The sequence below is a fragment of the Salinicola sp. MIT1003 genome (assembly GCF_001858555.1).
Classification (GTDB): domain Bacteria; phylum Pseudomonadota; class Gammaproteobacteria; order Pseudomonadales; family Halomonadaceae; genus Salinicola; species Salinicola salarius.
The window spans coordinates 114,805-139,427 of sequence record NZ_MCAP01000033.1; the positions used below are offsets into that span (position 1 = coordinate 114,805).

The window sequence follows — 24,623 nt, forward strand, 5'->3', positions numbered from 1 at the left end:
CCCACCGAACGGGTTGGATCATCGTCGTGTGCCAAGCTTTGCACAAGCCCCGGCATCGCACCAACCATGAGGCGGTCGCGCATAGGCCTCGTCGACGCTACAATCCCCCGCCGCATTGCCCGTCATCGGGACACTTCCGCCCGTCATGGGCGACTCTTTGCGCCGGATCCGGGCTTGATAGGGCCTGACTCGATCAGGCCTTCCACTGGAACGACGAGGAAGCATGACCGCAATCGCATCACCCAAGAACCTGTGGCTGGGACGCTGGGGCTTCGTCCTGGCGGCGACCGGCTCTTCGGTAGGCCTGGGCAACATCTGGAAGTTCCCCTACATGACCGGCGAGTATGGCGGCGGGGCGTTCGTCATGGTCTATCTGCTGTGCATCGCCGCCATCGGCGTGCCGGTGATGATGACCGAGATTGCGCTGGGGCGACGCGGGCGGGGCAGCCCGATCGACGCCATCCGCCGGGTGGCGAGAGAATCCGGGCGCAGCGGCCTGTGGTCGGGGCTCGGCTGGATGGCGATGCTGTGCGGCTTCATGATCCTGTCGTTCTATGTCGTGGTCGCCGGCTGGGCGGTCTCCTATCTGTGGAAGTCGCTCAGCGGCGGCCTGAGTGCCGATAGTGTCGAAGGCATGGCGGCGATCTTCGGCGCCAACAACGCCAACCCCTGGAACCTGGGGTTCTGGAGCACGCTGGTCACGCTGGCGACGATGGCGATCGTGGGACTGGGCGTGCAGGCGGGTATCGAACGCAGCGTGCGCTGGATGATGCCGGGGCTGGTGATCATGCTGGTGATCATGATCGTCTATGCGTTCTTTTCCGGCAGCTTCGGGGCCGGGGTGCATTTCCTGTTCGCCTTCGATCCCGGCAAGCTCACCGGACAGGCGGTACTGGCCGCGATGGGGCATGCCTTCTTCACGCTGTCGCTGGCCTCCGGCGCCATTCTGACTTACGGCGCCTACCTGCCGGCCGGCCAGTCCATCGGTCGTACCACGCTGATGGTCGCCATCTGCGATACGCTGGTGGCATTGATGGCCGGGCTGGCGATCTTCCCGGTGATCTTCGCCAACGGCATGGACCCGGCTTCCGGCCCCGGCCTGATCTTCATGAGCCTGCCGCTGGCGTTCCAGCAGATGCCGCTGGGTGGCGTGATCGAGACGATCTTCTTCCTGATGCTCACCGTGGCCGCGCTGACCTCCGCCATCTCGATGATCGAAGCCACGGTCGCCTGGCTGAACGAAAGTCATGGGATTTCGCGCGCCAGGGCAGCCTGGGGCGTCGGTATCCTGTTGTGGGTGGTGAGCACCCTCGCCATGCTGTCGTTCAACGTCGGCGCGGACTGGAAACTGGCGGGGCGCCACTTCTTCGACTGGCTCGACTTCCTGACCTCGCGCTTCCTGATGCCGCTGGGCGGGCTGGGAACCGCGCTACTGGCCGGATTCGTGTTGCGGCGGGAGAGCCTCGAGGAGGAGCTGGGGCTGCCTTCGGCGGTTCACGCGCTGTGGCGATTCGCGATCCGTTACGTCTGTCCGCTGGCCATCGTGGTGGTATTCCTGGACGCGCTCGGCGCCCTGGGGGCCGGGTTCGACTGGCGCTGGATCGCCGCCATTCTCGCCCTGGCGCTGGTGGGGGAGATCGTGCTCGGTCGCGCAATGCGGCGGGCATGAGTTCCGTTTAGCCGTCTGTGGCGTCAAAAAGGGGAGCGCGAGGGTTCTCCCTCGCAATGACGCGCGAAAGGTTGGTTAACACTCGGTCAGTAGTCAGCTGGCTCTGCTTGAATGTATTACTGGATAAAGGGATTTGTAACGGCTTCGGGCGGGCTTCAGCGCCCGCCCGAACGACATCAGTCGTCGATTTCCCAGATCACGCTGACGCCCGCATCGATACTGATCTCGCCACTGCGATACTCGGCCGAGCTGCCGCTGCTGTCGGCCTCGGCGGCGCGCATCATCATTTGCGGCTGATAGCGGGGCGCGGTGGTCTCCTGGATGTTGACGACGTCGCCCAGATCCACGTCCAGCGTCTTCGCCATCATCCTGGCCTTCTGGCGCGCCCGCTCGAGGGCCTGCTCGAGCGCTCGGTCGTCGGCGGCGTTGCTGTCCTGCAGCCCGTAGCTGACACCGTCGAGGGAATCGACACCGGCGGCGGTCAGGGCGTCGAGCACGCGCGGCAGCCGGTCGAGCTCGTTCAGCGTCAACGACACCGAGCGTTCGACCTGGGTGCGTACCTTCGGCGGCGCATTGTCATCGCCCCGGCTGGCGGTCTGCACATAGTCGGGGCGCACGCTGAGCGAGCCGGCGCGGATCTGCTTGCTGTCGACACCGGCGTTTTCCAGCGTCCGTATCAGCTCGCCGGTGCGGGATTCGAGTCGGTCCCGCGCTTCCTTGATGGCGTCGCTGTTGCCCGATGTTTCCTCTCCCTGGACCTGGGCGGGCGTTCGCTCCCACAGCCGGGCATTCAGCGTCGCCTGGTCCGGCGCGACATCGATCGTCGCGTTGGCCTGAACCTGAATCTGACGCGGTGTCTTGTCGGCGAGTGCCGGCGTGGCGAGCGTGAGCGTCGCCAGCGCGCCGGCCAGACCCAGGCCGATGGCGCGGCCGAGCGCGCCATGGCGTTTCAACGGCCGGGCGGCAACCCGTGAGTGGTTGAGCGTGGAGAGAGACATGGCATTTCCTCTGTCGAGAAACCGGTATCGAGAAGCGTCGTTCGCGCGGAGGCGAACGTTGCATGGACGCCTGCAGCGCCATTCGGTTCCCATGCTATGCTCGCCTGCGCCATTAACCCAACCCGCCGAGTCGATGATGCGCTGTCTTTCCCTATTGCCGAGCCGATCGAGATCCGCCGTCGGTCGTCGGTCGCCAGGTTCGTTGCTGGCGGTCCTGCTGGCGCTGGCCGGCTGGCCGCTCGCCTGCGTCGCGGCCGGTGACGCCGAGGCCATCAGTGTCGAGGATGCCAGCGGTCATACCGTGACGCTGGCGCAGCCGGCCGAGCGCGTCATCGCGCTGGCGCCGCATCTGGTGGAGTCGAGCTATGCCGTCGGCGCCGGCAGCCAGCTGGTCGGCGTCATCGACGGCAGCGATTTCCCGCCGGCGGCGCGGCAGATCGATCGTGTCGGCAGCTATCGCGGCATTCCGCTCGAACTGATCGTCGCCAAACGGCCCGATCTCGTGCTCGCCTGGGGAAGCGGCACGCCAGCGTCGCTGGTCGAGCAGTTGGAGCGGCTGGATATTCCCGTCTATCGCAGCGAGCCGCGCCGGCTCGGCGAGATCGCGGATGAACTGCGGGATATCGGCCGGCTCACCGGACACGCCGCGAAAGGGGAGCGCGCCGCGCAGCGTTTCGAGGCGGCGCTGGACGAGACCGCCCAACCGCTCTCGCCGCCGCCGCGGGTGTTCTATCAATTGGGGCAGTCTCCGCTGACCACGCTAGCGGGCGGCCAGATCGTGACTCAGGTCATTCGTCATTGCGGTGGAGTGCCACTGTTCGACGACGCTCCGGTGCTGGTCCCGCAGATCGGCTGGGAATCGCTGATCGAGGCGCAGCCGCAGGTGATTCTGGCAGCGGGCAACGACGATGGCTGGCAGGCCTTCTGGGCCAGCCACGACGAGCTGCCGGCGGTACGCGACGGCGCGCTCTACACACTGGAACCGGACGCCATCAGCCGCCCCGGGCCGCGCATGATCGAAGGCGTGCGCGAGGTATGTCGAGCACTTGCTGAGGCGAGCCGCTAGGGTCTGTTGACGTTTCAGCGCGAACCGCGTTGCTGCGCCAAATGGCGCCAGGCCAGGCGCGGGATGCAGAGAAGGGTGGTTCCCTTTTCCAATCCCGCAACGCCGCATGGCGCCATTTGCCGTGCAACCCGAAGGGCCGGGCCAGTTTTTGCACGGTGCTGCGTTATTCGTCGTTCATTTGGAATGACCAAACTACGCTCCTCACGCCTTGCCCCGCACAAAAACTGGCTCCGGCGCGGCCGTGCATGAAACGTCAACAGACCCTAGCCGACGAGTCGATAGCCGAAACGGAACTATTGGCCGCGTTTCATAGCTCGTGGCCCTTGGTCCTTAGCTCTTGGCCCGCAGCTCTTAGCTCTTAGCTCGCAGCTCGTGGCTCATGACTCGTGGCTTTAGTAGTCGATGCCGCGACGCGCTTGAATTCCTGCATTGAAGGCGTGCCGGGTCTCTTGCATCTCGGTGACGGTATCCGCCATCTCGACAAGCTCGCGGTGCGCATTGCGCCCGGTGACGATGACGCTCTGCTCCGGCGGACGGTTGGCGATGGCGCGCCTGACCGTTTCGAACTCCAGATAGCCGAACTTGAGCATGTAGGTGAGCTCGTCGAGCACCACCAGATAGACGTCGGGATCGGCGAGCATCCGCTCGGCTTCCCGCCACACTTCTAGACAGGCCGCGGTGTCGCTGTCGCGGTTCTGGGTCTCCCAGGTGAAGCCCGTGGCCATCACATGGACTTCGAGACTGGGATCGTCGATCAGCCGGTCGCGCTCGCCGCACTCCCACAGTCCCTTGATGAACTGGATCACGCCGACACGGTAGCCGTAACCCAGCGCGCGGGTGACGGTGCCCCACGCCGCCGTGGTCTTGCCCTTGCCGTTGCCGGTGAAGACCAGCAGCAGGCCACGCTGCTCGGTGGCGGCGGCGATCTTTTCGTCGACGTGGGATTTGAGTTTCTGCATGGCTTGCTGGTGACGCTGCTGGCGATCACTCATGGGGAGCTCCAAACGGTATCGATTGCCTTTGCCGGGCGGTGCGAAGAGAGAGCCGGACTCAGGCCCCGGGAAGCGGATAACCCAGGGCTTCGGCGATCTCGCTGGCGTGGCGTTCCAGCCAGGCCGGCGAGATCGGCCCCCAGTCGCGGATCACGTAGCGCCCGATCTGGTGACGCTCGCCCTCGGACTGTTCGAATTCACAGCGGATATCGAGTTCGCCCAGCGCTGCCAGGGTGTCCTGGGCGGTACGACGCGGCATGCCGCTGATCTCGACGATGGCCGGCACGCTCGCGGCGAGGCCGGTGTCGATCAGGTGGGCGACATAGAGGCGGCGGTAGAAGCTGGTGCGGGTCTTGCTCAGGGGCATGCGCGGGCTCGTCGAATGGGCATCAGAGGCCAGATGCTACGCCAATGCGGCCCGTTCGACGACCGTTGACCGCGTGAGGGGACGCGGCTCAGGTGGGCATCGCTTCCAGCATGAGCTCGCGATAGTCGAGCAGCCAGGCAACGAAGCGATCGATGCCCCGCTCGAGAGAGACCTGAGGCGTGTAATCGATGACCGACCGCAACTTGCGGGTATCTGCCCAGGTGCGCTCGACGTCGCCCGGCTGCATCTGCTTGAAGTGTCGGGTGGCAGTGGCGCCCAGGCGCTTTTCCAGCGTGTCGACGAAGTCGAGCAGGGCGATCGGCTTGCCGCGGCCCAGGTTGTAGATTTCGTGGGGTGCCGAACGATCCGGGCCGGGGCCGGGCGCGTGGGGCAGCAGCCGCACGATGCACTCGACCACATCGTCGATATAAGTGAAGTCTCTCGCCATGCGGCCGTGGTTGAAGATCGCGATCGGCTCGCCGCGCAGCAGGCTGGCGGCAAACAGGCAGGGCGCCATGTCCGGTCGCCCCCACGGGCCGTAGACGGTGAAGAAGCGCATGCCGGTGGCCGGCAACTGGTGCAGGTCGGCGTAGCTGTAGGCCATCATCTCGTTGGCGCGCTTGGTCGCGGCGTAGATCGAGGCCGGCTGATCCACGGGGTCCGTTTCCCGAAATGGCAGTGTCTTCTGGCGACCATAGACCGAACTGGAGGAAGCGTAGAGCAGATGCTCGATCCCGTGGCGCTTGCAGACATCGAGCACGTTGAGAAACCCCGTCAGGTTGCTGCGGCCGTACTCGTGGGGATGGTCGACGGAATGACGCACGCCGGCCTGCGCTGCCAGATTGACGACGTGGGTGAAGCCCTCGCGCGCGAAAAGCGCATCCAGCGATGCCAGATCCGCGATATCCAGATGGTGAAAGGGGACGCCCGTTAACCGGTCCACGCGCGCCTGCTTGAGCGAGACGGCGTAGTAGTCGTTGAGATTGTCCAGCGCGACGACCTCGTGACCATCGCGAGCGAGGCGGTTGGCCAGGTGGAAGCCGATGAACCCGGCGGCGCCGGTGACGAGTATTTTCATGCCAGTTTTCTATCCTTAAACGAACCTTCACCGCTTTAGCCGCTGGTGAGGATTGAATGTCATCCATCACACGCGGGTATCCGGGAAGCCAGCGATAGCGCCCTGACGGGGACGATATCCAGCTTACCTCCACGATAATCGAAGACGTGAGCAGCACCGTCGTTGGCGATCAATGAACGAAGATCGCGGTCGCGGCCCACGATCCAGCCGTCGGGCGCCCGGCGCCTGAATTCACACAGCTCCGCAGGGTCTCCGCTCAGCGTGGCGAGCGGCCTTTTCAACCGGCCTGCAAACTGGAAGGTCGCCTGGTAGCCGTCGCCATCGAAGGCGACGGGCACGCCGTCGAGTTCCAGCCGGGCGAGCAACTGACTGGCGGCACTGACGTCGTAGCGGCTCCAGAGCGGTGCCAGCATCAACTGGGTGGCGATCAGCACCGCGATACCTGTGCCGAGGGCGAGCCCTCTTGCCGCCTCGGCGCCGCCATGCCAGCGCTGTCGCCAGAGAACGAGGGCGAAGGCGATCAGCACCAGGATGCCGAAGGGCGACACCATCGAGCGGGTCACGGCACCGGCGCCGAAAATCTCCAGCGCAAGGGCTATCATGGCGAGCAGAACGATGGCTGTCGCCGCCAGACGAGGACGCAGTATTTTCCGGGAGGCGACACGGCCAAGGCCGTCCATGACGAGCAGCGCCAGCGCCGGCAGTAGCGGCATCAGGTAGTGAATCTGCTTGCCACTGATCAACGAGAAGGCGAGCAGTGGCCCGGCCAGCCAGATCCAGGCCAGCCGTTGATGCCGATATGTCGGGAGCCGCCACCAGGCGCCAGGCGACAACGACCAGGGAAACGCCAGCAGAGCAAGCCAGGGCAGATACCACCAGGTGGGTCTGGCATGAGCCATGGCGTGCTGCAGGCGATCGACGCTCTGGCCCCAGAGCAGGTCCTGGGCATAGTCGCGCCCGCCGATCCAGGCGGCAGGTAGCGCCCAGGCCGCCAGCATGGCGATGCCCAGCATCAGGACCAGGGCAAGGTGGCGCCGGCCCGACGGCCCCAGTGGCGCGGCTCGCCATAGCGGAATCGTCAGCAGAATCGGGCCGAGGGTCACGAAGGCGGCCGGACCCTTGGCGAGCAGGGCCAGCCCCAGCCAGAGCCCGCTGATCGATGCCTTGCGCAGGGTGAACTCACCCGCGATCAGAGGGGAGATGGTGCCCAGCAGGCAAGCACTCAACAGCACATCGAACATCAGGGCGCCGCTGTAGAGCTGCCACATCAGCATGGCGCTCAGCACCATGGGTGCCAGCCGTGCCTGGCTGCCGGCGTAGCCCAGACGACGGGCGATACGGTAGAGATGCATCATCGCGACCAGCGATGCCAGCGGCGAGATCAGCTTGGGCCACCAGTCGTTGACCCCGAACAGCGACCAGCCGGACTGGATCAGCCAGAACAGCAGCGGTGGCTTGTCGGCATAGGCTTCGCCGTTCATCAGCGGCAGCCAGAAGGCGTGGGCGTTCCACATCTCCCAGGCGACCGAGACGTAGCGGGTCTCGTCGATGGGTGTCAGCGGCCTGGCCAGGGCGCTGGCGAGCGCCATTGCCCAGAGCAGGGCGATGACGAAGGTATCCCGGTATCTGGCTTCCCACTGCAGGAGCGATAGAGTGTGCGAGAGTCTGCGGGTGGTGATCATCAGATCGCGCCCCAAGATGGCTGAGGGAGGCTACTTTGATGGCGTTCCCTTAACGAAACATTATCGGGAACGGAAGGCGATCGGCGGCCAGCCTGGCGCTGGGCGCCGGTGGCATGAATGAGGCGCAAGGCGCGATAAGAAACCGTTAAGGTGGGTATGTCTCAATAGGATCGAATGGGCGAGTTCCTGTCGAGCTCCCTGATGGTCAACGAAGACGGAAACCGCAATGCGCGTATTGTTGGTGGAAGACGACCCCCTGCTGGGGGACGGTATCCGGACCGCTCTGATCCGGGAAGGTTACGTGGTGGACTGGCTGATGAAGGGGCGCGAAGCACTGGAGGCGGTGCGTGTCGAGCCATTCTCGCTGGTCGTTCTCGATCTGGGCCTGCCGGATATCGATGGTCTGGACGTACTCAGAAGCATCCGGCGCCAGCATCCGCTACCGGTATTGATCCTGACGGCGCGGGATGCGGTCGAGCAGCGGATCGCCGGGCTGGATGCCGGGGCCGACGACTACGTGCTCAAGCCCTTCGACCTGCAGGAGCTGCTGGCGCGAATGCGGGTCGTGACGCGGCGTGCCGAGGGCCGCTCGACCCAGTTGCTGTCGATCGGGCAATTGACCATCGACGAATCGCAACATGAAGTCAGTTGGAAGGGCAACGCGATCACCCTGGGACGCCGGGAGTTCGCCCTGCTGCTCGAATTGGCCAGAAACAGCGACAAGGTCATGTCGCGGCCCAAACTGGAAAGCCTGCTTTACGGCTGGGGAGAAGAGGTCGGTTCCAATGCGCTGGAAGTCCATGTCCACCACCTGCGCCGCAAGCTGGACAAGCATTTGATCGCCACCGTCCGCGGGATCGGTTATCGATTGGACAGCCGCGCGGCATGACATCGATTCGCCGCTACCTCAACTATATGCTCATTGGGGTCCTGCTGGTGGTCATGGCGCTGGCGGTGACCGCCGCCTACCTGATTACGCGCCACGAGATGGAAGAGATCTTCGATGCCCAGCTCAGCCTGCAGGCACGGGTGGTCGCGGCACTGGTCGATGTGGATACGACGCCGCAGGAGTATCGGGCGGTCGCCGAGAAGCTGTCGCAACCGGGGCATTTCGCCCGCTGGTATGGCGAGACCGACAATCCCATTTCGCAGGTCGCCAAGCCGAAGCTCTACGACCATGAAGAACGAATGCTGTCGCTGGGCTTCTGGGGTGCCGACCGTCAACCAATCTTGATGGGAGCGCGCTGGGATGCCCGGGACGAGGAATTTCCCCCGCCCGACAAGGAGGGGCACCGCTGGGTCAGTTACGGTGACCATCGCTGGCGTGTGTTCAGCATGCCGATCGATGGCGGACGCTGGATCAGCGTGGGCCTGCGCGAGTCGTTCCAGGATGAACTTTCCAACAAGGTCGCCTGGGGCAACTTCGTACCGCTGCTGCTGGCGCTGCCGATCCTGATCTGGCTGATTGCCAGACTGATCCGGCGCGGGCTGAAACCGATCGATCATCTTTCCCGCCAGGTTCAGACCCGAGACGAAAGAGATCTCAGCCCGATCCGGGTAGACGTGCCGCAAGAGCTGCAGACACTGCGCGGGGCGCTCAACGATTTCATCGAGCGTCTGGGCCAGACGCTCGAGCGCGAGCGGCGCTTTACCGCCGATGCCGCGCACGAGCTGAGAACCCCGCTGGCGGCGATGAAGATCCATCTCGACAACGCCCGCTTCGGCGAGCCCAGTGCGCTGGACAAGGCCTACAACGGGATCGAGCGCCTGCAACGGGTGGTCGAGCAACTGCTGCTGCTGGCGCGCCTGGATATCCGCCAGGAGCGTCCGGCGCCGGAGAGGGTCCGGCTGCCGGCGCTGGTCATGGATCTGGCCGCCGATCTCTGGCCGCTGGCCGAATCCCGGCAGCAGACGCTGGATATCGTCGAAGGCGAGCCGGTAAACGTCGTCGGCAATGCCACCGAGCTGGGGATTCTGATCCGCAACCTGATGGACAATGCGCTGCGCTATACCCCACCGGGAGGCGAAGTGAGCGTGGCGGTCGGTGTCGATAAACGTCACCCATGGCTGACTATCGACGACTCCGGCCCCGGCATTCCGGAACCGCTGCTGGAGGCCGTGACGCAGCGCTTCCAGCGGGCTTCCGACCAGCGTATCAGCGGCAGCGGGCTGGGGTTGTCGATCGCCTCCGAGATCGCCGAGCGGCAGCGCTTGACGATGACGCTTGCCAACCGCGAGGGCGGCGGCTTGCGGGTTCGGCTGGACTGGCTTGATCCCGTCGTTTGATCCGCCGCCCGGTGGCGTGATCGACTCCTCCAGCGAGCTTTTTCCTGCATTCCTTTCGCTTGCGTCCGTTTCTTCTACACCCGAGGCGCGCTGCCGGTCTCGTCCGGCAGCGTCGTCGGCGCCACGAAGATCGGCGCTGCCGCTTCGTCTCCCCGGCACTCGCCGACGGCGGTGGCCGGCACCAGCCACCAGGCGTCCCCGTTCTGGATGCCCATGTCGTGAATCCGGGTCTGGTCGATACAGGCGTAGTCCTCGGCCTGGCGTTTCATCGCGAACATCCAGCGGCTATCGTCCTGCTGCAGCCACGCGAAAGCGCGCAGGAGCTGGTCTTGGGCCGGGGTCTTGTCGCCGAACTGGATGCTGGGCTGGCGCGACTGCAGCAGAAACTCCTCGTCGTAGTCCGGCAGGGCCAGCCAGGCTCCGGCACCGGTGATCGATTCGACCTCGGCCATCATGTCGCGAGGCGAGCGGGCGTGGTCCTGCAGGGCGTAGCCCCAGGTCGACCAACTGATCCAGAACACCGCCAGCCAGCTGCCCAGCGCCCACAGCCCGCGGCGGGGCCGCATGACGACCAGCAGCCCGACGGCGACGGCGCCGATGACGATCCACCACGCCCAGGGCGATACGGCATGACGCTCGGCGATCTTGGTCAGTGCGGGCAGGCCGGCGAGACCCAGGATGCCGGCGATCAACAGCAGGCCGCCCAGCAAGGCCAGCAGGCCGAACCCCAGCCAGTGCAGGCGCTTCCTGGCGATCAGGCCGGGCAGCAGCGGCGCCATCGCCAGCACCAGCAGCGGCACGGTCGGCAGCATGTAGACGCCGCGTTTTCCGGGTGACAGGGAGAAGAAGGTCACGATCAGGACCACCGAACTGAGCGGAAGCCAGATCCGCGCGTCGGATCGCCGCAACCGTCGCCACCAGGCCGGAATCGCCCAGGGGAACGCCAGAATCAGCGGCATCCAGGCCCAGGGCAGCACCTTGACCAGGTAGTAGTACCAGGGCTCGAGATGGGCCCAGGAGTCGGCATAGCGCTGGCCGGTCTGCTTGAACAGGATATTGTCCCGGTAGGCGGCCAGTGAAGGGTCGTCTCCCCAGGTCGCCATGAGGACCATCGGCACGGCCCAGGCGGCCACGCACAGCAGCATGACGCCAATGCCCCGAATGGCATCCTTGAGCGTGATGCGTGTGATTTTTCCGCGAGCGTTCTTGCGAAAATCGCCGAGATAGCCCATCCAGAGCCAGGCTGGCAGCAGCGTCAACGGCAGGATGCCGACGCCCTTGGTGATGATGCCGAGTCCCATCGCCGCCCAGCCGATCAACCACCAGCACCGGTCCGGCCCCAGCAGCGCGTGTCGCAGCAAGCCGTAGGACGCCAGCGTGGTGAAGAAGGTCAGCATCATGTCGATCTGCGCCGTCTTGGCCTGCAGCACGAACTGGAAGGCCGTCAGCAGCGCCAGGCCGGACAACAGCGCGACGCGCCGACCGTGCAGACGCCGACACAGATCGACGACCAGCAACAGCGTGCCGACGCCGGCCAGCGTCGTCGGGATCAGAAATCCCCAGCGCACGGAGCCGGTGAGCCAGATGCTCAGGGCCGAGGCCCACATGAATACCGGCGGCTTGTCGGGATAGAGTTCGCCACCGCGATGCGGAAACCAGAATTGCCCGGTGCGCAGCATTTCCAGCGCGTTCAGGGCAAAGCGCGGCTCATCGGCCGGCCACGGATCGCGCAGGCCGATGCCGATGCCCAGCAGCACCACGGTGAACAGCAGCAACAGTAGCCAGGCACGCCGATACCGTGCCTGTGACGGGTCGGTCAGGAAGCGTCGCATGGAGGGAATTTCCGTTCAGGAGTTCGAGACATCTTCCGGCGACGCCGTCTGCCGCTGTTCTCGCCGGATCAACATCAGATTACGGATGTAGATGATCAATCCGGCGCCCTGACCGGCAATGAACACCGGATCGCGCCGATAGATGGCGTAGGCCAGCAGCGTCGCGCCGCCGCCCAGGCTGAAAAACCAGAACGCGATCGGGATGACGCTGCGTCTGGCGCGTTCGCTGGCGAGCCACTGAATGATGAAACGCGCCGAGAACAGCGCCTGGCCGATGAAGCCGATGGTTACCCACAGCCATTCCTGATTCATGGCGCCGGCTCCACGTCGTTCGAATCCGTGCGACTCTCGAGGGGCGCCGGCTCGGAATGGACCGACTCGACGATGGCCGCCGGCAGCCGGCTTCGTCGCCGTAGCCACATCACCCCGACCATGTCCACCAGGCCTACCCATAGGCGGTTGTTGAGGCCGTAATGCGACTCGCCTGCGCCGCGCGGGCGGTGATTGACGGGGACCGAGACGCACTCGCCGCCCTGGGCGCGCACCAGCGCCGGCAGGAAACGGTGCATATGATCGAAATAGGGCAGCAGCAGGAAGGCGTCGCGGCGCACCACCTTGAGGCCGCATCCGGTGTCGGGCGTCGCGTCGTTGAGCAGCGCAGAGCGAACCCGGTTGGCGACCCTGGACGAGACGCGCTTGATCCAGTCGTCCCGGCGGTTGGTGCGATGGCCGGCGACGAGTGTCACGTCGCCACGCTGGGCGCGTTCGAACAGCCTGGGCAGGTCGGCCGGATCGTTCTGACCGTCGCCATCCAGCGTGCCCAGCCAGGTGCCGCGGGCCGCCCAGGCCGCCTGCCAGACCGAGGTGCTCTGTCCGGCGCTGGTTGCATGCCGCAGCGGGCGCAGGCGGGCATCCTTCTCTGCGCGCTGTCTCAGCAGCTCCCAGGTGCCGTCCTTCGAGGCGTCGTCGACCACGATCACTTCGTGGTCGATATCGGCGAGTGCCAGGCTGATTTCATCGAGCAGGCCGGGGAGATTGCCGACTTCATCCTTGGCCGGTATCAGAATCGAGAGCAGGGGGGACTGAAGAGACGAGTGCATCGATCGAAAGTTCCTGGCAATGGGGCTGGCAAGCGCGGTTCGCCCCGTCACGTGCAACGACGTTGCGGATGGAGCGCTTCTTCATGCGCGAAAGGCACGTTTCCGCTTGATGAAATGGGCTTGATGAAACGTCGCGTGCGGCCTTCATGAAAGTGTCGTCTACCAAAAATAAGCCAGACGCGGGCCGACCGCAGTGCGGGGGGCCAATATGGTGGGCAATGGTCGCGTTTCAGACTTAAAGAAAGCTTAAGGGGCTCGGTATCTCAAGAGGTTCGATATCCCCTAGCCGGATATCGGCCATCGCAGTGCGCCGCCTGGAGGGCCCACCGCAGGATCAATGCTGGTGGACGGCGGCGGATCTGGCTCGACAATTGGCGCTCTGGGAGCGCTGGTAGAGGGCCTCGGGCTGCAGAATGCGAAGCTCCCGGCCGTCGAGCGCTATCAACGACTGCTGCTGCAGTCGGCCGAGTATCCGGCTCACCGTCTCGAGAGCGAGCCCCAGGTAATTGCCGATATCGGTGCGGGACATCGGCAGGCGAAAGCGCTCGGGGGAGTAGCCGTAACGCTCGAAACGTCGTGCCAGATCCAGGAGAAAGCTCGCCATCCGTTCGTCGGCGCTCTTGCAGGTCAACAACCGGATCAGGCGATGTTCGTCACCCATGATGCGGCTCATGCTGCGATAGAGCTGATTGCGCAACTCCGGCATTCGCTCGGCGAGGGCGTCCAACTGATGAAAGGGAATTTCGCAGGCCGTCGAGCGTTCCAGGGCAATGATGAATCCCGCGTGGCTTCCTTCCTCGATGCTTTCCAGGCCCATCAGCTCGCCCGGCAGGTGGAAGTGGCTGATCTGTTCCTCGCCATCCTGATCGAGCACGACCTGCTTGAAGCTGCCGGAGCGAACCGCAAAGATCTGCGTGAACGGTTCCCCCTGGCGGCAGAGCACTTCGCCACGCACCAGCGGCGCCCGTCGCCTGATGATGGCATCGAAGTCTTCCATGGCCTGCGCGTTCAGAGCCAGGGGCAAACACAACGAACTGAGGCTGCAAGTACGACAGTGAGTGCCGGGACCGGGGCGGCAGGGCCCACCAATGGGTGATAAGGACATGACGCCACCCCTCGCTTCGTGACTTGTCGATGTGATCAAGTCTGGCCTTGTGACAGTGAACGACGGCTTGCGCGAACGTGATGCGTAACGGCGGTAGTAGAGCGAGAAAAGGCGGGGAGTTCAACAGTGATGATGTAAGCGTGCTGTCGTCGCGAGCGAGGTTTATTTACATTCGGTAAGACCGGGCAGTTACGGCATGTTCGTCGTTCGATCAGGCGTCTTGGTCGCCATCATCGTTCATCTCCCGGCCTGCCTTTTACACCCGCCGGTAGCGCGCGGAATTGATCCCGGTCAAGCCGCGGCATCGAACAGCGGTATACCTTCCGACAGGTGGCTATCCACATCCTCCGGAGCGACCATAGGCCCGACAGTGGCGGTTTCCGTATCGAGCATTTCGGTTCGGCAGTGAAGGAGCATGCACCGTGACATCACCGTACGAACTGCCCGGGGAGGCTATCGAAGGCTTCGATACCCTGGTCGAGCTGGCGCTGGATCTGAGCGGGACCTGGAAGCATGCCACCGACAGGATCTGGCGGGAGCTGGATACCACTCTCTGGAACCTGACGCACAACCCCTGGGCGGTGCTGCAGGCGGTATCGCACGAGAAACTCGCCCGGACGCTGGCCGATCCGGAGTTTCGGAACCGGCTGGATCAGTTGGTACGTCTCGGGCGCGAGCAGCACGTCGGCCCCAGCTGGTTCGAGCAGAATCACCCCGGGGCGCCTTTCACCGCCGTGGCCTACTTCAGCATGGAGTTCATGGTCAGCGAGGCCCTGCCGATCTATTCTGGTGGGCTGGGCAACGTGGCAGGCGATCATCTCAAGGCAGCGAGTGATCTTGGTGTTCCCATGATCGGTATCGGCCTGCTCTATCAGCAGGGCTATTTCCGCCAACTGATCGACAGCGACGGTAATCAGCACGCGCTGTATCCCTACAACGATCCCGGACAACTGCCCATCACGCCGCTGCGCACCGCGAATGGCGAATGGCTGCGCCTGCAGATCGTGCTGCCGGGCTACTCGGTATGGCTACGGGCCTGGCAAGCCCGCATCGGGCGGGTGACGCTTTACCTGCTGGACAGTAACGACATCGCCAATTATCCCGCCCACCGCGGCATCACCAGCGAACTCTATGGCGGCGATGCCGAGCTCCGGCTCAAGCAGGAGATGGTGCTGGGCATCGGCGGCTGGCGCTTGCTCGAAGCCCTCGATCTCCATCCGCAGGTCTGTCATCTCAACGAGGGCCATGCGGCGCTGATCGTGCTGGAGCGGGCGCGCAGCTACATGCAGCGCACCGGCACCGACTTCAAGACGGCACTGACCATTACCCGTGCCGGCAATCTCTTCACCACCCATACCGCGGTCGCCGCCGGCTTCGACCGGTTTTCTCCCGCGCTGATCGCGCAGTACCTGCAGCACTACGCCGAAGAGAAATTGAAGATTTCGCTGGCCGACCTGCTGGCGCTGGGGCGTAGCCGCCCAGAGGATGATGACGAGCCTTTCAACATGGCGTGGCTCGCCTGCCGGGGCAGCGGCTTCATCAATGGTGTCAGCCAGCTGCATGCCAGGGTCAGCCGTCATATCTTCCAGCCGCTGTTTCCCCGTTGGCCGACGCCGGAGCTGCCCATCGCTCACGTCACCAATGGCGTCCACATGCCGAGCTGGGATTCGGCGCCGGCCGACGCGCTCTGGACCCGCGCCTGCGGCAAGGAGCGCTGGCTGGGATGCAGCGAGCCGCTGGCGATGAGCATCCGCCATCTCGATGATGCCACCCTGTGGCAGTTTCGGACCGAGGCCAACCGGGAGCTCGTCGAGCAGCTTCGTGAGCGCCTGGCACACCAGCTGGCGACGGCTGGCGCTACGCCGGAGGCCATCGAGAGCGCCCGGCAGGTGTTCGAACCGCGGATCATGATACTGGGCTTCGCCCGACGCTTTGCCACCTACAAGCGCCCCAACCTGCTGCTTCACGATCCGCAGCGCCTGAAGGCGTTGCTGACCCATCCCGAACGTCCGATGCAACTGGTGCTTGCCGGCAAGGCACATCCGGCGGACAGGACGGGGCAGGCGTTGATCCAGCAGTGGGTGCGGTTCATTCGGGAGGAGAATGTCGGCCATCGGGTGGTGTTCCTGGCCGACTACAACATGCAACTGACCGAACAGCTGGTGCAGGGCGTCGACGTATGGCTCAACACCCCGCGGCGTCCGTGGGAGGCCTGCGGTACCAGCGGCATGAAGGTGCTGGTCAACGGTGGGCTCAATCTCTCCGAGCTGGATGGCTGGTGGGCCGAGGCGTACGCCCCCGAGGTGGGGTGGGCGCTGGGCGACGGCCGCGAGCACGCGGACGACCCCGGCTACGATGCCCAGGAGGCCGAAGCGCTTTATCACCTGCTCGAGCACGAGGTGCTGCCCGCCTTCTATACCCGCAATGAAGAGGGCATCCCGGTGGGCTGGGTGGAACGCATGCGCGAGAGCATGGCACGGCTGACGCCGCTGTATTCCACCAACCGATCGCTTCCCGAGTATGTCGAGCGGTACTACATTCCCCTGGCCGAAGCCTGGCGTGACCGGACGGCCGATGACGGCGCCCGGGGACGCCGGATCGTGAATCGTCGCCGGCAACTGGATCGGTACTGGTCCGAAGTCGCCTTCGAATCGGTGGAGACGGAAAGCGATGGTCATCAGCATCGATTCCGGGCATGCGTTCGGCTGGGCGAGCTCACTCCAGAGGCGCTTCTGGTCGAACTCTATGCCGATGGCGTCAGTGGAAGAGCCGCGATTTGTCAGCCGATGATCCAGAACGTGGACTTTTCTCGCAGCGGCGAGGCGATCTACGAAACCCGGATCACCAGTTACCGGCCGGTGACCGATTTTACCGTGCGGCTGCGTCCTGCACCCATCGACCTGATTAGTATCCTCGAAGACCCCCGGATTCTGTGGCAGGGCGGCTAGAGAAGTCGGGTAGAAAAGTCGGGTAGAAAAGTCGGGTAGAAAAGTCGGGTAGAAAAGAAGCGATGAAATGCCCGGCTCATCGCTTGATGGCGTTGCGATAGAGCCGGGCCGACCGTCATGGCGTGATGGCGACCTTCAATACCCCGTCACGCTGGTTCGCGAACAGATCGTAGGCCTCGACGATATCGTCCAGGGCATAGCGGTGGGTGACCAGCGAGGCCGTATCGATCCGGCCAGCCTTGACGATGTCGAGCAGCCGGCGCATGCGCTCCTTTCCGCCCGGACACAGGGACGTGACGATGCGATGATCGCCGAGACCGGCGCAGAAGGCGTCGAGCGGAATGGTCAGATCCCCGGAATAGACGCCGAGACTGGAGAGCGTGCCGCCGGGCTTGAGCACCCGCAGGGCAGCCTCGAAGGTGGTCTGGGTGCCCAGCGCCTCGATGGCGGCATCGACGCCACGACCGCCGGTCAGGCGAAGGATTTCGCTGATGACATCGACCTGGTGAAAATTCAGCGTGATGTCGGCGCCCATGTGGCGAGAGATATCCAGCCGTTGGTCGATACCGTCGACGACGATGATGCAGCTGGCGCCGCGCAGCCGGGCACCGGCAGTGGCGCAGAGTCCGATCGGGCCCTGGGCGAAGATCGCGACGGTATCCCCGATGCCGATATTGGCGCTTTCGGCCCCAACGAAGCCGGTCGACATGATGTCGGGGCACATCAGCACCTGTTCGTCGCTGAGCCCGTCCGGAATCGGGGCCAGGTTGGCCTGGGCATCGGGCACCAGCGCGTACTCGGCCTGCACCCCGTCGATGGTATTGCCGAAACGCCAGCCGCCCATCGGCTTGTAGCCGTGGCCCTGGCAGCCACCATCCTGCGCCGGATGGCCGCCCTGGCAGGCGTAGGAGGTGAAGCCGGGGCAGATCGCGCCGGCGATCACCCGCTGCCCCACGTGATAGCCATGCACGTTGTCGCCCAGCTCCACGATGGTGCCTACCGGCTCATGGCCGATGGTCAGTCCGGGCTTGACCGGATATTCGCCCTTCATGATATGCACGTCGGTACCGCAGATGGTGGTGGTCGTGATGCGCAGTAAAGCGTCATTGGGGCCGATGGGGGGTATCGGCTTTTCGGTCAGCTCGATGCGACCGGGCTCGACATAGATGGCGGCTTTCATCGTGGACATGGCTGTCTCCTTCGTCTGATGGGCGCTATCCGGTAAGGACCATGGTGGCGAAATCAGTATCCGCCGGATTCCAGCCAGCGACTTGATTCAGATCAAGCTTGAACAGGTCGATAGGGAGCGGTGGTTTATTTGGGGTATTCATCGGTCGCGGAAGATGTCACAGGCGAAGCGATCGGCTCGCTTTTTTCGAGAACCTTGACCCAGGTCAAGCTCGGATTCGTGCGGCGGTACACACTGATATCCGGCTTCGGCCATTGTCATCGTCTTGAACAGGGAGCGCACAAGCCATGGAACTCACCACCTGGAATCCTTTCCGCGAAATGGAAGCCTTCTTCGATCGCTACGACCGTAATCGTCCTGCAACATTCCGCGATGTCTGGGCGCCGACGGTGAATATCAGCGAGACCGAAAAGGAATACCTCATTACGGCGGAACTGGCGGGGATCGACAGCAAGGATGTCGAGATCACCGTGCAGAATAACGTGCTGACGCTCAGGGGAGAGCGGCACGACACGAAAGAGAGTAAGGACACCAAACGCCATCTGATCGAAACCAACTTTGGTCGCTTTTCGCGCAGTTTCTCGCTGCCATCCGATGTCATCGAGGAGCGAATCAGCGCCAAGGGCAAGGACGGCATGTTGACCATTCATGTGCCGAAGGCGGAAATCGCCCCAGCCAAGAAGATCACAGTGAAGGCGGAATGAGCAGGAAGCTCTAGAGCGCAGGGTTGCCGCATCGTCGAGCAGGCGATGCGGCTTTTTTTCGTGCTCTCAGGCAAGCGAGCGGCGCAGCCGAAGCAGGGCGACGAGGAAAAAGGCCGTGCCGATCAGGGCCAGCGCCAGCAGTTGAGGCCAGACGGTTGCCAGGCCGGCATCACGGAACAGGATGTTCTGCCCGAACTCCACGAAGTGGGTGTTCGGCGTCAGCAGCATGAGATTCTGCACCACCTCCGGCATGCTCTCCCGCGGGGTCATGCCGCCTGACAGAACCCGCAGCGGAATCAATGTTAGGATGATCAGCAACCCCAGCTGCGGCATCGAGCGGGAGACGGTACCGAAGAAGATGCCCATCGAGGTGGTGGCGAACAGGTGCAGTATCGCGCCGACCAGAAATAGCGTCATCGAGCCTTGAAGCGGTACACCCAGCCAGTCACCGACGACGAAGCGCAGCGACAGGAGGGCGGCCGCCAGCACCACCAGCCCCATCGACCACACCTTGGCCGCCATGATCTCGAACGTGGTCACCGGCATTACCAGCAAATGCTCGATGGTGCCGTGTTCGCGTTCGCGAATGAGCGCAGCGCCGGTCAGGATGATCGACAGCATGGTGATCTGGTTGATGACCTCGTTGACGGCGCCGAACCAGGATTGGGTGAGATTGGGGTTGTATCTCGTGCGGATCACCGCCTGCACGGGCTGTGTCGATGGCATGTCGCTGTGCTGCAGGAATGACGCGACCTCGTCGTCGATGATCTGCTGGATGTGTCCGGCGCCGGTGAAGGCCTGGCTGATCTGGGTGGCATCGACATTCAACTGGATCGAGGGTTGCCGACCGCGCAGCAGGTCTTGCTGGAAATCGGGCGGAAAGTCGAGGGTGAAGGTATAGCGCCCCTTGTCCATGCCGATGTCCATGTCGGCATGGTCGGTCAGCATCGGTTCGAGGAAGTAGGGTGCCTGGAAGGCGTCGATGATACGTTGCGTGATGGGCGAGCGATCCTCGTCGACCACCGCGATACTGGCCCGATGGGGCGTTTCCGGAATGCCGTTGGCGCTGGAGTAGACGCTCAACGTGAAGGTGTAGGCGATCAGCAGGAGCATCGCCGGATCGCGTGCCAGGGTGCGCAGCTCCTTGATGCCCAGTTGCAGGATGTTCGAGAGCGTACTCAACTCACTTTTCCTGCTTCTTCAGGCCGGCCACGCTGGCCAGCAATAGCAGCGGAGACGTGACCAACAAGGCCAGAAAACTCGGCCATAGCTCGGCGGCACCGAGCGCCTTGGAGAAAATGCCGCGAGTGATGATGAGGAAGTGGCTGGTCGGGTAGAGATGGCCGATGACCGCGGAAGCGCCTTCCAGGGCTGAGACCGGATACAGCAGCCCCGAAAACTGGATCGCCGGGACGACGGTGCCGATGGCCGTGCCAAACACGGCGGCGATCTGGCTGTTGAACAGTGCCGAAACCAGCAATCCGAAGCCGGTGGCGCAGAACACGTAGAGCAGGGCCGCCACGCTGAGCATCGGCAGGCTGCCCTTGAGCGGCACGCCGAAGACGAAGACCGAGAGCAGTACCAGCAGGAAGAAGTTGAGCATTCCCATGACCACGTAAGGCAACTGCTTGCCGAGCAGGAACTCCAGGCGGGTGACCGGGGTGACGTAGAAGTTGGTGATCGAACCCAGCTCCTTCTCCCTGACGACGCCAAGAGCGGTGAGCATGGCCGGGATCATCATCAGTAGCAGCGGAATCATCGCCGGCACCATCGCCGGCAGGCTTCGCACGTCCGGGTTGTAGCGGTAGCGCAGAGCGACCTCGACCGGCCGGCTGTCGTCGTTGCCGGAGGCCTGGGCCAGTTGCTGCAGATAGGTGGCATGGATTCCCTGCACATAACCGATGATGGTCTGGGCCCGGCTCGGCATCGCCCCGTCGACCCAGAATGCGACCTGGGGCGAGGCGCCACGCTTGAGATCTCGCCCGAACCCGGGCGGAATCTCCACCGCGAGGCTGATCTCGCCTCGACGCAGGCGCTCGTCCATCTCTTCGTAGCTCTGCAGGGGCGCCTTCTCCTTGAAATAGCGCGAGCCCGAAAGGTTGAGGACGTAGTTGTCGCTGGTGGTGGTCCGGTCGCGATCGAGCACCGCAAAGGAGAGGTCCTCGACATCCATGTTGATGCCGTACCCCATGATGAACATCAGAATCAGGGTGCCTGCCAGGGCCAGGGTGGCGCGGATCGGGTCGCGCCGCAATTCCATGCTCTCGCGCCGGGCGTAGCTCGACAGTCGGCGCCAGCTGAAACGAGGGGGAGCGCCCTTTGCCGCTGCGGCTGCGACGGTGATGCTCTCGTTCGCCGCCGGAGGAGCCGCCGCCTCGCTGGCGTCTTTGAATTCGTTGGCGTCTTTGAATTCGCTGGTGCCCTTGAGCTCGCTGGCGTCCTTGAGATAGTCGATGAAGGTCTGTTCCAGGTTGTCGTGCCCGCGTCTGGCCATCAATGCCCGGGGCGTGCCGCTGTCGAGTACCTTGCCGGCGTGCATCAGCGAAATGCGGTCGCAGCGCAGCGCTTCGTTCATGAAATGGGTGGAGATGAAGATCGTGACGCCATCTTCGCGCGACATCCGCACCAGAAGCTCCCAGAAGCGGTCGCGGGCCACCGGGTCGACCCCGGAAGTGGGCTCGTCGAGGATCAGAATTTCCGGTTCGTGCAGCATGGCCACGGCCAGGGAGAGACGCTGGCGGATACCGAGAGGCAGGCTGCCCGGCAGTTGCCCCTCGACGCCCTGCAACTCGAACTGTGCCAGCAATTGCCGGCGACGGATGGCGTGTCGCTGTGGCGAAAGACGAAACAGCCGCGCGTGCAGGTCGATGTTCTGGCGCACCGTCAGCTCGTTGTAGAGCGAGAACGCCTGCGACATGTAGCCGACCCGGCGCCGGGTTTCGATATGCTCGGGGGCGACCGGCTGTCCGAACAGCCGCGCCTGCCCCTCGTCGAAGGGCAAAAGGCCCGTCAGCATTTTCATGGTGGTGGTCTTGCCGCAACCGTTGGAGCCCAGGAAGCCGAAGATCTCCCCGCGTTCGATGCGGAAGTCGACATGATCCACGGCGGTGAAATCGCCGAAGCGCTTGGTCAGACCGTGCGCTTCGATCGCCACCTCATCGTGGGCCTTGCGGGGCGGGATCTCGAGATCGGTGTGTCCCGACCGCTTCTCCGCCGGCAACAGCTGGATGAAGGCGGCCTCCAGCGAAGCGCATCCCGTCCGTTCGAGCAGCGTCGCGGGCGCGCCCTGGTCGAGCACCTTGCCGGCGTCCATTGCGATCAGCCAGTCGAAGGCCGAGGCCTCGTCCATGTAGGCGGTGGCGACGATCACGCTCATCCGGGCCTGCTGGTGGCGTATTCGGGCGATCAGTTCCCAGAACTGGCTGCGCGACAGCGGATCGACCCCGGTGGTGGGCTCGTCGAGGATCAGCAGGTCGGGATCGTGGATCAGCGCGCAGCAGAGCCCCAGCTTCTGCTTCATGCCGCCGGAGAGCTTGCCCGCCGGGCGCTCGGTGAATCTCTCCAGCCCGGTACTGGTCGTCAGGTCGTGGATACGCCGCTCGCGCTCCTCGGCATCCTGGCCGAACAGCCGGGCGAAGAACTCGAGGTTCTCGCGCACGCTGAGCGTGGGGTAGAGATTCCTGCCCAGACCCTGGGGCATGTAGGCGATGCGCGGGCCGGTCACGCGACGCTGGGTGGCGCTGGCCATGTCCGCGCCAAGCACCTGGACCTGCCCCGACTGGATCCGCCTGGCGCCGGCGATCAGCGCCAGCAGGCTGGACTTGCCGACCCCGTCCGGCCCGATCAGGCCCACCATGCGGCGGGCGGGAATGTCGAGCGTCAGCTCCTCGAGAGCCGTGCGCTTGCCGTAACGCAGGGTGACCCCGGACAGCGCCGCGACCGCGTCGGTGCTCATCGGGAGACGTCCACGCGCAGTGCTTCCGGCCATTCGGCTGCCGGGTCCAGCTTCAGGTAGGCTTCGCCGGGCAACCCTGTCTTCACTTGGCGGATGTGCTCGCGCAGTAGATCGGAATCGATACGGGCGCGGATGCGGAACATCAGCTTTTCCCGTTCGCTTTCGGTCTCCACCGTCTTGGGGGTGAACTGCGCTTCGCTGGAGACGAAGCTGATCCGGGCCGGCAGCACGTAGTCGGGCAGCGCATCCAGGATCAGGTGGGCGTCGTCGCCCAGCGCGACCCGCCCGGCCTGGCTGGTGGGCAGGAAGAACGTCATGTAGACGTCGGTCAGGTCGATCAGGTTGAGCACCTTGCCGCCGGCCGCCAGCACTTCGCCGGGTTCGCTCACGCGATATTGCACCCGGGCCAGCCGGTCGGAGCGCAGCAGGCTGTCCTCGATGTCCGACTGGACGCGCTCGACATTGGCCTGGGCCGCGTCGATCGCCGACTGGGCTTCGATCACCTGGGAGCGGGCCGCTGCCACGCTGGCCCGGGCCGCTGCCACCTCCGCCTGGGAGGCTGACAGCGCGGCGCGGGCGCTCTGCATCGTCGCGCGGTCGTCGTCCACTTGCTGATACGAGATCACGTGGCGCTGAAGCAGCGCGCTGGAGCGCTCGAAACGTTTGCGGGCGGCGTCCAGCTCGGCTTCACGCTGATGCACCGTCGCTTCGGCGGCTGCCTGGTGACTCTCGTTCTGGGCCACCCCGGCACGGGCGGTCTGCAAGGCGTTGCGGCTGCGCTGCAGCTCGGCCTCGGCCTGGCGTCGCTCGGCTTCTAGGCTTCGGGTATCCATGCGCGCCACCACCTGATTCGGTTCGACGAAGTCGCCCTCGTTGACCAGGATCTCCGCCACCCGGCCGGCGAGCTTGGTGGCGACGTCGATCTCCGTCGCTTCGATGCGGCCGTTACCGCGGGCGAAGGCGTCGTCCAGCCCCTCGGGCTGGAGCCAATACCAGAGCGTGACGCCAGCGAGGAGCAGAGCGGCGCCGATGACCAGCCAGCGCAGGATGGCAAAGGGGAACGGAGGTTTCATGCGCCGGTGTGCGGCTGGCCATGAACGCTGATGACTGTGCACCCGGCGACATGGCTGACCTTGTGCGAGACGCTGCCGACCAGCAAGCCCTTGATGTCACTGAGCCCCCGGCTGCCCATGACGATGGCGTCGACACCGAGTCGCTCGGCTTCCTCGATGATGGCTTCCGCCGGGGAGCCCAGACGCAGCAGGGTCTGTACGCCGTCTTTCGGCGCGCCGTCCGGCATTAGCGCCACGGCGTGGTCGAGAATGGCGCGTCCTTCCTTTTCGGCGTTGTCGTTGACGGCTTCCCGCACGATCTGCTGCACCCGGTAGTCGCCGCCGTATTGCATCGGTTCGAAGGGCTCGATCACGGTCAGCAGATGGATCGTGCCCTGGGCCGGTTCGGCCAGTCGACAGGCGACCCGTAGCGCAGCCTGGGCGTAGTCGGAACCATCGACGGGAACCAGCAGTGACCTGAACATGGCTTGCACCTCGCGGTTGGTAACGGGATGTCGACTGTATGGAGAGGTTATCGGGCGGATCGACGGGCAGATTTGATCGGCATCAAAAAAGCGTCGAATGGCCGGGGATAGGCTG

The 24,623-nt window shown here is 64.5% G+C and carries 20 protein-coding genes; 6 read left to right on the forward strand and 14 right to left on the reverse strand.

The features are described from left to right. Positions 1 to 223 precede the first annotated feature (223 nt). Complete coding sequence (locus tag BC443_RS12505; protein WP_071232169.1) at positions 224 to 1,669, forward strand: sodium-dependent transporter; 1,446 nt, start codon at positions 224 to 226, stop codon at positions 1,667 to 1,669. 176 nt (positions 1,670 to 1,845) lie between these two features. On the opposite strand, the gene BC443_RS12510 is transcribed toward BC443_RS12505, so the two are convergent. Further along, positions 1,846 to 2,667: an SIMPL domain-containing protein gene (locus BC443_RS12510; protein WP_071232170.1), complete on the reverse strand. Its 822-nt coding sequence runs from the start codon at positions 2,665 to 2,667 to the stop codon at positions 1,846 to 1,848. A 136-nt stretch (positions 2,668 to 2,803) separates the two neighbouring features. Here BC443_RS12510 and BC443_RS12515 point away from each other — a divergent pair, with 136 nt between their 5' ends. Beyond that, positions 2,804 to 3,733 (forward strand): cobalamin-binding protein, encoded by a 930-nt coding sequence (locus BC443_RS12515; protein ID WP_170835881.1) that lies wholly within the window; start codon positions 2,804 to 2,806, stop codon positions 3,731 to 3,733. A gap of 392 nt (positions 3,734 to 4,125) precedes the next feature. Here BC443_RS12515 and cobO read toward each other — a convergent pair whose 3' ends face one another. From cobO to BC443_RS12535, 4 genes are all read right to left on the reverse strand, one after another. After that, positions 4,126 to 4,725: a cob(I)yrinic acid a,c-diamide adenosyltransferase gene (cobO, locus tag BC443_RS12520; RefSeq protein WP_071232171.1), complete on the reverse strand. Its 600-nt coding sequence runs from the start codon at positions 4,723 to 4,725 to the stop codon at positions 4,126 to 4,128. Between the two features lie 58 nt (positions 4,726 to 4,783). Then, the gene (locus BC443_RS12525) at positions 4,784 to 5,092 is read right to left on the reverse strand and encodes a winged helix-turn-helix domain-containing protein (protein ID WP_071232172.1); all 309 of its coding nucleotides are present in this window, start codon (positions 5,090 to 5,092) and stop codon (positions 4,784 to 4,786) included. Between the two features lie 88 nt (positions 5,093 to 5,180). Continuing rightward, a complete protein-coding gene (locus tag BC443_RS12530; protein ID WP_071232173.1) occupies positions 5,181 to 6,170 on the reverse strand; it encodes an SDR family NAD(P)-dependent oxidoreductase in 990 nt (329 codons plus the stop codon). A 59-nt stretch (positions 6,171 to 6,229) separates the two neighbouring features. Then, complete coding sequence (locus BC443_RS12535; RefSeq protein ID WP_139284311.1) at positions 6,230 to 7,852, reverse strand: glycosyltransferase family 39 protein; 1,623 nt, start codon at positions 7,850 to 7,852, stop codon at positions 6,230 to 6,232. 226 nt (positions 7,853 to 8,078) lie between these two features. Between BC443_RS12535 and BC443_RS12540 the strand changes: the two genes are divergently transcribed. Then, positions 8,079 to 8,741, forward strand: a complete 663-nt coding sequence (locus BC443_RS12540; protein WP_071232175.1) for a response regulator transcription factor — start codon at positions 8,079 to 8,081, stop codon at positions 8,739 to 8,741. Next, entirely contained in the window at positions 8,738 to 10,138 is a 1,401-nt protein-coding gene (locus BC443_RS12545; RefSeq protein ID WP_071232176.1) for an ATP-binding protein, read from the forward strand. The genes BC443_RS12540 and BC443_RS12545 overlap by 4 nt, the downstream gene beginning before the upstream one ends. A gap of 74 nt (positions 10,139 to 10,212) precedes the next feature. Here BC443_RS12545 and BC443_RS12550 read toward each other — a convergent pair whose 3' ends face one another. The 4 genes from BC443_RS12550 to fnr form a co-directional block, all read right to left on the reverse strand. Next, entirely contained in the window at positions 10,213 to 11,970 is a 1,758-nt protein-coding gene (locus BC443_RS12550; RefSeq protein ID WP_071232177.1) for a glycosyltransferase family 39 protein, read from the reverse strand. A 15-nt stretch (positions 11,971 to 11,985) separates the two neighbouring features. Further along, positions 11,986 to 12,282 (reverse strand): lipid-A-disaccharide synthase N-terminal domain-containing protein, encoded by a 297-nt coding sequence (locus BC443_RS12555; RefSeq protein ID WP_071232178.1) that lies wholly within the window; start codon positions 12,280 to 12,282, stop codon positions 11,986 to 11,988. Further along, a complete protein-coding gene (locus BC443_RS12560; protein ID WP_071232179.1) occupies positions 12,279 to 13,070 on the reverse strand; it encodes a glycosyltransferase family 2 protein in 792 nt (263 codons plus the stop codon). The genes BC443_RS12555 and BC443_RS12560 overlap by 4 nt, the downstream gene beginning before the upstream one ends. A gap of 334 nt (positions 13,071 to 13,404) precedes the next feature. Next, positions 13,405 to 14,175 (reverse strand): fumarate/nitrate reduction transcriptional regulator Fnr, encoded by a 771-nt coding sequence (gene fnr, locus BC443_RS12565; protein WP_071232180.1) that lies wholly within the window; start codon positions 14,173 to 14,175, stop codon positions 13,405 to 13,407. Between the two features lie 422 nt (positions 14,176 to 14,597). Between fnr and glgP the strand changes: the two genes are divergently transcribed. After that, entirely contained in the window at positions 14,598 to 17,123 is a 2,526-nt protein-coding gene (gene glgP / locus BC443_RS12570) for an alpha-glucan family phosphorylase (protein WP_071232181.1), read from the forward strand. A gap of 115 nt (positions 17,124 to 17,238) precedes the next feature. Here glgP and BC443_RS12575 read toward each other — a convergent pair whose 3' ends face one another. Beyond that, positions 17,239 to 18,312, reverse strand: a complete 1,074-nt coding sequence (locus tag BC443_RS12575) for an NAD(P)-dependent alcohol dehydrogenase (RefSeq protein ID WP_071232182.1) — start codon at positions 18,310 to 18,312, stop codon at positions 17,239 to 17,241. 287 nt (positions 18,313 to 18,599) lie between these two features. On the opposite strand from BC443_RS12575, the gene BC443_RS12580 reads away from it, so the two are divergent. Further along, positions 18,600 to 19,016, forward strand: coding sequence for an Hsp20/alpha crystallin family protein (locus BC443_RS12580; RefSeq protein WP_071232183.1), 417 nt, complete (start codon positions 18,600 to 18,602; stop codon positions 19,014 to 19,016). Positions 19,017 to 19,082: 66 nt separating this feature from the next. Here BC443_RS12580 and BC443_RS12585 read toward each other — a convergent pair whose 3' ends face one another. Genes BC443_RS12585 through BC443_RS12600 form a run of 4 tightly spaced genes read right to left on the reverse strand, consistent with a single transcriptional unit; the run spans position 19,083 to position 24,508 of the window. Next, complete coding sequence (locus BC443_RS12585) at positions 19,083 to 20,198, reverse strand: ABC transporter permease (RefSeq protein WP_071232184.1); 1,116 nt, start codon at positions 20,196 to 20,198, stop codon at positions 19,083 to 19,085. Between the two features lies 1 nt (position 20,199). After that, entirely contained in the window at positions 20,200 to 22,971 is a 2,772-nt protein-coding gene (rbbA, locus tag BC443_RS12590; protein WP_071232185.1) for a ribosome-associated ATPase/putative transporter RbbA, read from the reverse strand. After that, the gene (locus BC443_RS12595; protein ID WP_071232186.1) at positions 22,968 to 24,044 is read right to left on the reverse strand and encodes an HlyD family efflux transporter periplasmic adaptor subunit; all 1,077 of its coding nucleotides are present in this window, start codon (positions 24,042 to 24,044) and stop codon (positions 22,968 to 22,970) included. Before BC443_RS12595 ends, rbbA begins: the two co-directional genes overlap by 4 nt. Beyond that, positions 24,041 to 24,508 carry a universal stress protein gene (locus tag BC443_RS12600; RefSeq protein ID WP_071232187.1) on the reverse strand — a complete coding sequence of 156 codons (468 nt, stop codon included), beginning with the start codon at positions 24,506 to 24,508 and terminating at the stop codon, positions 24,041 to 24,043. Before BC443_RS12600 ends, BC443_RS12595 begins: the two co-directional genes overlap by 4 nt. Positions 24,509 to 24,623 lie beyond the last annotated feature (115 nt).

Excerpts from the sequence above, each read along its gene's own strand:
- BC443_RS12535 (WP_139284311.1), bottom strand. The coding sequence starts at position 7,852 with ATGATCACCACCCGCAGACTCTCGCACACTCTATCGCTCCTGCAGTGG.
- BC443_RS12540 (WP_071232175.1), top strand. The coding sequence starts at position 8,079 with ATGCGCGTATTGTTGGTGGAAGACGACCCCCTGCTGGGGGACGGTATC.
- BC443_RS12555 (WP_071232178.1), bottom strand. The coding sequence starts at position 12,282 with ATGAATCAGGAATGGCTGTGGGTAACCATCGGCTTCATCGGCCAGGCG.
- rbbA (WP_071232185.1), bottom strand. The coding sequence starts at position 22,971 with ATGAGCACCGACGCGGTCGCGGCGCTGTCCGGGGTCACCCTGCGTTAC.
- BC443_RS12575 (WP_071232182.1), bottom strand. The coding sequence starts at position 18,312 with ATGTCCACGATGAAAGCCGCCATCTATGTCGAGCCCGGTCGCATCGAG.
- BC443_RS12530 (WP_071232173.1), bottom strand. The coding sequence starts at position 6,170 with ATGAAAATACTCGTCACCGGCGCCGCCGGGTTCATCGGCTTCCACCTG.
- BC443_RS12515 (WP_170835881.1), top strand. The coding sequence starts at position 2,804 with ATGCGCTGTCTTTCCCTATTGCCGAGCCGATCGAGATCCGCCGTCGGT.
- BC443_RS12560 (WP_071232179.1), bottom strand. The coding sequence starts at position 13,070 with ATGCACTCGTCTCTTCAGTCCCCCCTGCTCTCGATTCTGATACCGGCC.
- BC443_RS12510 (WP_071232170.1), bottom strand. The coding sequence starts at position 2,667 with ATGTCTCTCTCCACGCTCAACCACTCACGGGTTGCCGCCCGGCCGTTG.
- BC443_RS12505 (WP_071232169.1), top strand. The coding sequence starts at position 224 with ATGACCGCAATCGCATCACCCAAGAACCTGTGGCTGGGACGCTGGGGC.
- BC443_RS12550 (WP_071232177.1), bottom strand. The coding sequence starts at position 11,970 with ATGCGACGCTTCCTGACCGACCCGTCACAGGCACGGTATCGGCGTGCC.
- cobO (WP_071232171.1), bottom strand. The coding sequence starts at position 4,725 with ATGAGTGATCGCCAGCAGCGTCACCAGCAAGCCATGCAGAAACTCAAA.
- fnr (WP_071232180.1), bottom strand. The coding sequence starts at position 14,175 with ATGTCCTTATCACCCATTGGTGGGCCCTGCCGCCCCGGTCCCGGCACT.
- BC443_RS12525 (WP_071232172.1), bottom strand. The coding sequence starts at position 5,092 with ATGCCCCTGAGCAAGACCCGCACCAGCTTCTACCGCCGCCTCTATGTC.
- BC443_RS12580 (WP_071232183.1), top strand. The coding sequence starts at position 18,600 with ATGGAACTCACCACCTGGAATCCTTTCCGCGAAATGGAAGCCTTCTTC.
- BC443_RS12545 (WP_071232176.1), top strand. The coding sequence starts at position 8,738 with ATGACATCGATTCGCCGCTACCTCAACTATATGCTCATTGGGGTCCTG.
- BC443_RS12595 (WP_071232186.1), bottom strand. The coding sequence starts at position 24,044 with ATGAAACCTCCGTTCCCCTTTGCCATCCTGCGCTGGCTGGTCATCGGC.
- BC443_RS12600 (WP_071232187.1), bottom strand. The coding sequence starts at position 24,508 with ATGTTCAGGTCACTGCTGGTTCCCGTCGATGGTTCCGACTACGCCCAG.